The 9,504-nt window shown below is 57.7% G+C and carries 8 protein-coding genes; all 8 read right to left on the bottom strand.

The features are described 5' to 3' along the window. Positions 1 to 82: 82 nt before the first annotated feature. Positions 83 to 355 (bottom strand): type I-E CRISPR-associated endoribonuclease Cas2e, encoded by a 273-nt coding sequence (gene cas2e, locus P9L99_21825; GenBank protein ID MDP8226015.1) that lies wholly within the window; start codon positions 353 to 355, stop codon positions 83 to 85. Then, the gene (gene cas1e, locus P9L99_21820) at positions 249 to 1,295 is read right to left on the bottom strand and encodes a type I-E CRISPR-associated endonuclease Cas1e (protein MDP8226014.1); all 1,047 of its coding nucleotides are present in this window, start codon (positions 1,293 to 1,295) and stop codon (positions 249 to 251) included. Before cas1e ends, cas2e begins: the two co-directional genes overlap by 107 nt. 3 nt (positions 1,296 to 1,298) lie before the next feature. Further along, positions 1,299 to 1,919 carry a type I-E CRISPR-associated protein Cas6/Cse3/CasE gene (cas6e, locus tag P9L99_21815; GenBank protein MDP8226013.1) on the bottom strand — a complete coding sequence of 207 codons (621 nt, stop codon included), beginning with the start codon at positions 1,917 to 1,919 and terminating at the stop codon, positions 1,299 to 1,301. A 2-nt stretch (positions 1,920 to 1,921) separates the two neighbouring features. Then, positions 1,922 to 2,611, bottom strand: coding sequence for a type I-E CRISPR-associated protein Cas5/CasD (cas5e, locus tag P9L99_21810; GenBank protein ID MDP8226012.1), 690 nt, complete (start codon positions 2,609 to 2,611; stop codon positions 1,922 to 1,924). Next, a complete protein-coding gene (cas7e, locus tag P9L99_21805) occupies positions 2,608 to 3,762 on the bottom strand; it encodes a type I-E CRISPR-associated protein Cas7/Cse4/CasC (protein ID MDP8226011.1) in 1,155 nt (384 codons plus the stop codon). Before cas7e ends, cas5e begins: the two co-directional genes overlap by 4 nt. A 15-nt stretch (positions 3,763 to 3,777) precedes the next feature. Further along, positions 3,778 to 4,302, bottom strand: a complete 525-nt coding sequence (gene casB / locus P9L99_21800) for a type I-E CRISPR-associated protein Cse2/CasB (protein MDP8226010.1) — start codon at positions 4,300 to 4,302, stop codon at positions 3,778 to 3,780. Further along, positions 4,295 to 5,839: a type I-E CRISPR-associated protein Cse1/CasA gene (gene casA, locus P9L99_21795; GenBank protein ID MDP8226009.1), complete on the bottom strand. Its 1,545-nt coding sequence runs from the start codon at positions 5,837 to 5,839 to the stop codon at positions 4,295 to 4,297. Before casA ends, casB begins: the two co-directional genes overlap by 8 nt. Before the next feature lie 196 nt (positions 5,840 to 6,035). Next, on the bottom strand, positions 6,036 to 8,666 hold the full coding sequence (gene cas3 / locus P9L99_21790) for a CRISPR-associated helicase Cas3' (protein MDP8226008.1): 2,631 nt from the start codon (positions 8,664 to 8,666) through the stop codon (positions 6,036 to 6,038). Positions 8,667 to 9,504: the final 838 nt, after the last annotated feature.

Here is a 9,504-nt window from a genome sequence, read left to right as displayed (position 1 = left end):
TGTGGGGAAGACTGCGGATATCGCGGGCCATCAGGGCTCCTCCACGGTTCACCCCCACGTGTGTGGGGAAGACTCTTCGAAATTACGATGTTTTTGGTCGCAAAACCAGGGTAAGTCCTTCGTAGTCGACGATGGTTCGGTCGGTTTTACCCGTCGAGCGCACGAGGAAGCCCTGTTCGTTATTGGCGGGATACACCAAAAGGCATCCGCCGCTGCGTTTTTTCTTGACGACTTTTTCCCACAGGCGATCACGAACCATCGCGTTCACCTTCCCCACGAAGACTCCCGCCTTTGGTTCGATCAGCCACTTTGTCAGTTCGCCTCGCAGACTCGTCGGCACACTTTCCAGAATCATCACCACCATAGTTTTGTCCTCCGGCTACGTGGTCGTTGTCGGGGTCCCAGAGTTCACCGGGCGCGGCGCCGTCGGCATCCACGTCTGCGGTTTGGCCATCGTCGTCTGTTGATTCTTCTATGTCGGTTACGAAAAGGCTGGCTAGGTCGTCCATGATGCGGGCCAGCAGGCGCACTTCATAGAAGATGTCGCGGCAGGCGTGGCGCACTTCCTGTTCCAGCTTCGTGGGGCCTTCGGCCGTTATGCGAAAGGCGACGGGCACGGAGACTTCGGTTTTGTAGAGATCGGCCACGTCGTACACGAAGGAAAGTTGTTTGCCGGTATGAACGAATCCCAAGGCGGTGGAGTATCCGGCCGAGACAATCGCCGCGTGGCAAATACCGTACAAACAGGAGTTAGCCGCCGATAGCGCGCGGTTGATTGTATCGCCCGAGCGCCAATCCTGGCGGTTGTAGGATCGCCCGTGCCACACGACGCCGTAACGTTCGGCGGCCTGCCGGTAGGCTTCGCGCACGCGCACGCCTTCCATGCCTCGAATTTGCTCGAGGGAGAGGTTCGGCGGAAGTCGTTCACGAAACCGCATGCGATACATTTTGACAACGACCTGGCGGTGGCGGGCGGGGTCGGCATGCCACCGGGCCTGGCGCAAGATGTGTTTGGCTTTTCGGGTCTCGCCGGTTCCTTGCGCGTAGCAGCGCACGCCGGCTTCACCGCACCAAAGGATCGAGCAGCCGTTTTCCGCCAAGGCACGCACGGCAGCGTGACTGATGGACGTTCCGGGGCCCAGCATCAGTACGGCCAAGGACGCGGCCGGCACAGACGTGATGCCTTCCTGGTCGAATAAGGCGATGGCCTTGGCCTCCTGCTCGATGCGTGCGTGTTCGACGTAGAGGTAGCTCAGGCCGTCGCGCAGCTTCGGCAACTCATGTAGGTCGCGCATGGGTCAGCCGCCGGCCGGGGCCACGCTGAGCAAACCGAAGCCGACACCTTTGCCCGAGCCGATGCCCTCCCGCACGGCGCGGCCGAAACGTTCGGGATCGGTCACTTCCAATACGCCGTCGAAAGTGACGTCGACGAAGGTCATCTCATTTGGACCCGACTTTCCCTCATCTTTTTGCAGGCCGTTGGAACGGATCATGACGCCCTGCACGGCGAAGCCGCAGTGCTCGCCTTTGCGTTCGAACCAAGACTGTTGGTGCTCGGCCGTCAGGTGTCCGAGGCGTTTGCCGTTCACTTTGCGGGTGGGGTTGGCGCGCAGGCGGAAGCGCAGTCGTTGACCGCTGAAAAAGGCCGGATCAAACGGCTTACTTTCCGGCGGTTGGGACAAGTATTGCAGATGCCGACCGGCCACGGCCCGCCAGTCGGGTTTCTTTTCCGACTGGACCAGGACGATGATTTCCCCGGCACCGGCTTGCATTTCGGCGCGAAAGAGAACCTTGCCGCAGCCGCCCTGATCCGCGTCGGGAAAGGCGCGGGAAAGCGTGCGGTGCATTTGGTATCCCGAGGCGAAGTCATGCCGCGCAAGGCGCGACTTCGGGTTAAGCTGCAATCGCGAGAGGTACATGGTCACTCCTCCTGCTGTGGCGCGGGCATGAAGATATGCCGCACGTGTCGTTGGGCGAAGGATCGCTCGGCGAAGTGCAGGGGCTGGTCGAGGCGCACTTCGCCTTCGCCGGGGTCGCATTCGAGTACGAGGCGTAAGTCATGCGACGAGTTTTTCTTCTTGCGGGGCTTGAAGGGAGCTTGTCGCAGCGCCTGTTCAAGAGGTTGATCGACCATCAGCGGCCGGATCGGTGCGGCGGGCACGTGCGATTTGCGTCCCAGGTACAAAGGCCACACGGGATTTTTCAGTGCGCCCTCGAGGCTTGCCAGCAACGCCTCATCGCCTTCCAAACCGACAACGAAGTCGGCGTCGGCCAGGTAATAGCGCGTGGAGAGGACGGTCATCTTTGCGTAGTTCGCTTCGGTCGGCACGGCACCGCTTGCTTTGGCCACTCCGTAGGGTTTTCCTTTCCAACGCCCGCCGCCGGCGGTGTGAAAGTCGGCGCATACGGTTCCTTCGTGATCGACGCGCACGCCCATGCGCAGCGTGGCCAGGTCGTCGATCGCTTCGTGACGCGGTCTTCCCAGGGCCGCGCACAACAAGCCGATGACACCGCTTTTGGACGGTTCGCGCTCGGTGTCGCGGGTGGAAAAGCGACTGCGCGTGCCCCACGACTGCATGGGGCCGGCCAGTCGCAGCAGCAGCGTACTCATTGGAGTGTCTCCATGACCTTGGCGATGAGTTGGTCGATGGAGTCGACGCGGCCGTCGGCCAATCCGTGGAGTTGGGCTTCGCCCAGGACGCACACCGGCGCGGCGGCCAGCCCATCGGCGCCGTACATTTTGGCCAGTTCATCCCAGTGCCGGGCCAGCACTTCAATTGATTTTTCCACGAGATTGCCTTGTCGGCCCACATAGACCGGCGTGATGAAGGCGTTGGCCAACGACCACGGGCTACCCGTACGGCGTACGGTAGCCATCACGAAGCTTGGCGGATTCTGAGCGGCGAAACCGTTTTGTTTGCCGGTCGGAATCGCGGCGACGGCGGCGCGGATGAAGGCCTCGATGGATGTTTTGGCGAGGTCGGAATCCTGGTCCATGTTGGCCAGCAATTGGTTCAAGTGGATGACGGCGTAGCGGTAGAAGCACGAACTGTTGAACTCGATGGTTCCCATCATCCCCGCGCCGGTTTCTTCATCGGGTTGTAGATCGTCCACGGCGGTGAAAAAGTCCATTTCGACGTTGACCCGGTTGGTGGAGATGGCGTGCGCAACCTGACAGGCGGCCTCGGCGTTGTAGTTCGGGTGTTCGGCGAGCATGCGTCCGAACATGGCCACGTCGGCGACTTTTGTGCCCGGTTGATAATCTTTGGTGATTTCGCTGAAGAACGCTTTTGCCTCAGCCGCAGCTTTCTTTTTCGCTTTGGCGTCGGCGGTGTCGGCCTGGCCGGCGATGAACTCTTGTAGGCGCCCCCAGTTGTCCGCCACCAGCCCCGCCAAACGCCCAATTTCATCACGACCGAGGTAGAAGAGGACTTTCGTTTTGTCGCCGTCCATCCCAGAAATCGCCCCGCCGACAAAGAGTGGCAGGATGGCGTCGAGGTCGGATTCGGCGAAATCTTTTTCCAGCAGATTATTTTTCAGTTCGCGAACGAGTAGCTTGGTGCGAATGCCCACGTTGCCTTCGAGGATTTGCTCAAAAAGCGGATGGGTGCGGATCGAGCGCTTGATGCACTGGCTGGAGATGCGGGCACGCCGGTGCCCGCCGAAGTCGCAGGTTTTGGGGGTGTTCGTGTCGTCCCGGTTGAGGTTGGCCGGGGCGAAGTTCTGCAGAATGTGAAGCTCGACAAAGGTATTGGGTTGCATGGTTTGGCTCCTTGCTTATTCAGCGTTTTCGGTTTTGGTTTTTTGGGGTTGGCCCCAAAACGAGCGGGCCCAGTTTTGCTGCACGTAGCGCGATTCATGGGTCCAGTGGCGCAGGTCCTTGAGCAGTTGCGACCAATCGACCGAAGCGTCATTCGATTTAGCCAATGCCACCGCTTGACGTAGGCGGTCCGGCAGTTCCTCGACGTGGGCGTTGAGCAGAGCGACAAAGCGTCGCTCGCTGCTTTCAGAGTTGTTTTGTTTGTCGTACACCTGACGCATCGTCGCGCCGAAATTACCCTGGGCGTTGGCCGTGGGGTGCGAAGCGAACAAAGAGGCGACGAGGTAGAAACAATCTTCGTCGCTTTTTGAAAGGCCTCCGACAAACGGCACCACGTAGCGATAGGTTTCGGGCACGGTGCCCGGTCGTTTCCCCAGGCCGCGCCGCAGGGCCGCCAGGGGGCCGCGGTTTTTCGCCTCGTGTAGCCCGTGCAGGAATTTGACGAAATTTTCTTCGTGGGATTTGGTTGACGGATTACTCATCGCGCAATCCTCCTTCTATTTCCGTTTTTTTGAGATTTCCGAGGAATTTTCGCTCGACGGTCGCCGCCGCGCGGAAGGCTCGGGCCGAGCCGCCCAGGTCGGTAACAACCCTGTTCCATGTTTCTCGAACGTGGCTGATGACGCTTGAAGCCCACTGCTTGAATTCTTCTTCCGGCCTGTCGGGCAGGTCGGCCATGAAGCGGCGGAAGGGCAGTTCGAGACCCGCCCAGAAGGCCGTGCCGGCTTGAAAGCTGTCGGCCAGCGCGGCGACTTGCTTCGGGTCGGCGTTTGTCGGATCTTCGGGCCGGAGCAGCGCCCGCGCGAGATCCTTTGTGGCGTACCGCAGGAGTTTCCCGACTTGGTCGGCCACCAACAAGCCGTTGTTGAGCTGATTCATCAATTCATCGTCGTTCAACAAGGCCAGCGGCAGCGGCAGGCGTTCATGGCGCCAGAAGAAAACCTTCGCCCTGTCCGAACACTGTCCGATGACGGCGATTCGCTTTCTCTTTGTCGATTCGAGAACCTGATCTGCGGTCAAGTTGGCGACAAAGTGCGTTACGTCCGGAGCCGTTTCTCTGCGATCTTCCGTTTCAGCATCGCGCAGTAACGCGCCGCTATCGCGCCACAAGTCTCGGTTTTCCCGTAATCGGCGCGCCAGCGTGCCCCTTTTTCTGTCCTGGGTGTAGGCCATCATGGGGTCGTTGTCGAAATTATCGGGCAGCTTGACTCCTTGGCCATAATCAATGAAAAGGACTGCGCCGTCATTCGCGGCTTGATCGTCTACCCGGAGACGAATGGCGCGAGACTGCCAAGTCAGGTAGTCGGAAATGCCCAGCGGATAGCGTTCTCTGCCCGGTTCAATCGGCGCGTCGGCTTCCCAAACGGGGAGATCAGTTTCCGTTTTTTCGCGCAGGATGCCTCGCAGGCTCTCATAGGGGACTAGGTTCAACATGAGGGTTTCGAAAAGATTGTCGCCTTCGACGATGACCGCCATTCCCTTCGCCAGAGGGGCGGCCGATGTATAACCGGTGGGGCTGTTTCCGCCGCCGACCACAGTCGCTTGATTCGCGACGAGCAAACGCGCCACCGCCGCGAAACCCATTGGGTTGGGAGTACCATCGAGAGTGTGATCAAACAACGTGGGATTGTTTCCACCGGACAAATCCGGACTCAAGCGTGAAACCGGATTCGGCGCGGCGGCAGGGAAGTCGCCGACCTGGAAAAACGGCCGATCCGTGTCAAAGAGGTCAAAACGGGCGCGCCACCGCTCAAAGTAATTTCGTAGCATGTCCTGATCGAAGTGGCCGAGGTTCCAGACGGCTTTCCAGTCGGTGATCATTCGGGGTTCGAAAACCCGGTAAAGGACCGCTAGCAGCAATCTGTATAGAGCGATTGTCACCATGGCCGATTCGCCGGCGACTTCCCGCAGATCGGGTGCACGAGCCAGGGCCTCGTACAAGCTGTGTAGAGCTTGGTTTTCGTGACCGTCGATCGTGGGAATCCACGATTCGTCGATCAAATTGAACGATAGCGGCATTTTACACCTCCTCTTGGCTTTGTTATAGAATCGAGGATGTGGAATCAAAGGTGGCACCCCCCCGAATGGGGGGAATAAAGCGGACGCTTCGCAGAAAACCTGCAGACTCTCTGGATCACCCCCACAAAAGTGGGGAAGAGCGACCGGCTGTTGTTGTTAGCATGCAGCCTCTCATTGGGAAAGTCAATAGTATGATTTAAATATTTCTTATTTCTATACCAACATCTTGGTCTAAGAACATTTCACAACGGCCAACCTTCACAAATTTTCCTTCGAAAACAAATAGTTTTGAATATCTGAGGCTCGGGATTTGCCTCCACCATTTCGGAGAATATTCGTCATCGCGAAAATGATTGACGATCTCGGGACGACCGACGCGGACCGTCCGGCCGAGTAGCGCGTCGATGGTGTCTCGATTGGGGAACGTGGAAAGATCGAGGATGTGTTTACCATCAGGGTCAAGAGACAACCCCTGTGGTGTTTGATAAACGCAGACCAACTCGACTGTCGGCCGAGCTAAGCGAGTGCGAACCTGAGCGGAAGGATGAAAATCGAAATTCTCATCAGCCAAATCCAAGTTTTGAGCCGTGAGTAGGTCGGTGCAGGGGGCGCCGACAATTTGCGCGAAAGCCTTGCTTTCAGATCTTTTCCTTTCGTCGTTGAATCTTTTGAAAGCTCCTTCGAGACGAACGGCCATGGCCTCCGATGGCGACGGGAGTGGTTTATCACCGTAAACAGCCTCGATCAGCATCTCGGTTTCGTCGGGAGTCACCAACGAAACGCGCGGGGCAAGAACACACCATGACCGAAGGAGCACGTACTCGTCGTATATGTAGGCGCTGTCGCCGAAGCGTGGTACGCCGTCTTCGGCGATCGCTGGTTTCAACACGAATAAGGTCGGTTCTTCGAAGCCGCTCGGCCGATCGTGCTTATGCCTGTGCAACCGTCCGGCGCGCTGCAGAAGCAAGTCAATCGGGGCCATATCGCTGATCATCAAGTCGAAGTCCAAATCAAGGGATTGCTCGATGATTTGCGTCGAAACAAGCACTTCGGCCGGACGAATACTCTCCTTTTCCTTATTGCCGAATTTCTCGATGACTTGCTTTTCCAACGCGTCGCGATCGCCCCGCGGAAAGCGGGCGTGTAGGAGCGAAACGGCAATCCCTGATGAGCGAAGCTCGTCACGTAACGTGCGATAGACCTCCTGGGCCTTGCCGACGGTGTTGAGGATCACCGCAGCGCAGCCACCGGCTGCGAGCCCCTGACGTAACCGATCGATCAAGTTGGCGGGCTCGTCGTCGATCCAGGACAAATTTACTGTCCTCTTTTGGGACGCTGAGAATTCTTTGACGTGAACCTTACCGTCACAAAATGTCGTCAGACGCGGATACGGAGTTTGTTGTGCCTCAATCTCCGCGTCGGGCCCGGCAAAAGCCCGCAAAAGAGCCTGGCGACGTGATTGCGGCAAGGTGGCCGAAAGCAGTATCACGGAGGAACCGAGCGCGGCCAACCACTCCAAGAGCCTTTCCAACAATGTGCTCATATACGTGTCGTACGCGTGGACCTCGTCGACGATGACAGTCTTGCCCGCCAGCCCGAAAAGACGTACGAAAAAGTGCCGCGTCTGCAAAACCGCCAGCAGCGACTGATCGATCGTCCCGACTCCTAAGGGGGCTAATAGACGGCGCTTTTTTTGGGTGAACCATTCGTGGGCGGTTAATTCCGTTTCATCTTTATTGACATTGTCTTTCCGGCGATCGAGCGCCGCGAGATACGCTTTGGCGCCTCCGTGCGACAAGAGCGCCCGGCCACCCGCACCCTTTCTTTCGAGGTAATCATCGACACGGGTGAACATCTGATTGCTCGTGGCCTGGGTCGGGAGGGCAAAGTAAAGACCATCGTTGTTTCGCTGTCGCGCCAAACGGTCGTGAAGATACAACGCCGCCTCGGTTTTGCCTTCGCCGGTGGGCGCTTCGAGAATCATGAAAGAGCCCGGAGGAAACGAATCCGCGAACTTCACCGCGACTTTCTGCAAGGGCCGCCGGCTTTCAATGTCGAATAAATCCTCAAATGTCTTATCCTCGCCGACGTGGTCAACCAGAAGTCCGATCTCTCGCAATACTTTCTCTGCGCGTTCCAGAGACGCGTGCCAGTAATCGGGTATGGCGAGGGGCTCGTTGCCGGGCGGAAAAAACGACTCGTTGGAACCCAGCCAATCGGCAACTGATGTCAGGCCGGCCAAGAAAACAAGGAAAGGGGTGGGCCGCTCTATATTTCGCGGTGCCGCAAACTTCTCCAAACCCAGTTGTTTCGCCATCGTCCGTAGAATGTCGAGCCGGACGCGCTCCCACGCGCCGTCTCCCAAACCACGCTTATTCTCTTGCGGAAACTCACCATGATGGCCCCCAACGGCAAGTCCGCAGCCGCGCGCGAATTTCCGTGCCAGGTGCGGGAACCCCCAAGCGTCGTTCGACAAGCTTTCGCCGATGATCCACGCGGAGTGTTCACCGTGGAAACCGTCGTGGATTGTGACGGAAGGAAAAACGAAGCCATTCTCTTCCAGAATGCGGCGTTGGCCTCGATCTTTTCTTTGAAACGCAGGAGTCGCCTTGCCGATGTCGTGGCATCCGGCGAGAAACGAGATCCAGGCTTTCAGGCTTTCCGCGTCGGTTTCAACCATTTGCGTAAAGTGATTTATAGCGTCCGGCGACATGACACGATGGACCAATTGCGACGCAACGGCCGCAACGTCGAGAAGGTGATGGATCAATGGCCGTGTGCCGACGTTAGTTGTCTTACCCCATATTAAATTCACGGAATCGACCATCACATCCCCCCAATCCGCGTCATGAACGGTAAGCAATCAGCAGCGAAAAACCCCGTGTACAATGGTCCTGCTCGCGCAGCGAGTCTTCCGAAACAGAAGTCACTAAAGGCCGCGCGTCCAGCAGGGATTCAATTCGCGCCCAACCTAAGAATCGCACACACGAGTGACAGAATAGGTCATTCTAGCCTGCGGATAAACGATTATCAAACCATATCAGAAAGACGAGGGCTTTGAACGCGAGGGAGCGATTTTAGCGGAAATGTAGCTAAGCGTGGAAAGCGTCGAATATAGACTGTGGCTCGCCAAAACTAGATCGTGGGTGATTTCAACGTCGGTTTCGAGTCTTCATCCCGACAGAACAGGGAGCTTTCGGCGTGGCCACAACTTGTTGATTTCATTGACGGATGTAATCGCCGGTCGAAAAGTGCAGCACCTGGCGGTTCAAAAGTGAAGCGGTCGTGACCCGCCGGTACCACTCATTGTGAGAGTCCGCCAAGCTGCTGTGGGCGGGGAGGGGCAGACGCCCGGAGCCTGCGGCAACAGTGGTCCGCTCCCCGTTTTAGGTCTATTGTGTATGTGAGTTTTTCGGGGAGAACGCATCGCAACGGAGAGAAATACGGGTCAAGCGATTCGTGACCAAGTAGCGTGCCCAAACCGTGCCCAAAATGATGCGCCGTAGCGGGAAATGAAAGGGAATTACCGGAACTATCCGGCGTTCTGGTTCCTCGTGCAACTGGTGAAGAAGACTGGGAAAGTGCCGTCATGTCGCACGGTTAGCGGGTTGTTGTAAGCGCCGGTCGAAAAGTGAAGCCCATGGCGGTTGAAAAGTGCAACACCT

Source organism: Candidatus Lernaella stagnicola (assembly GCA_030765525.1).
Lineage (GTDB): Bacteria > Lernaellota > Lernaellaia > Lernaellales > Lernaellaceae > Lernaella > Lernaella stagnicola.
Note: the sequence above shows the minus strand (reverse complement) of the source record. Positions and strands in the feature narration are given on the sequence as shown.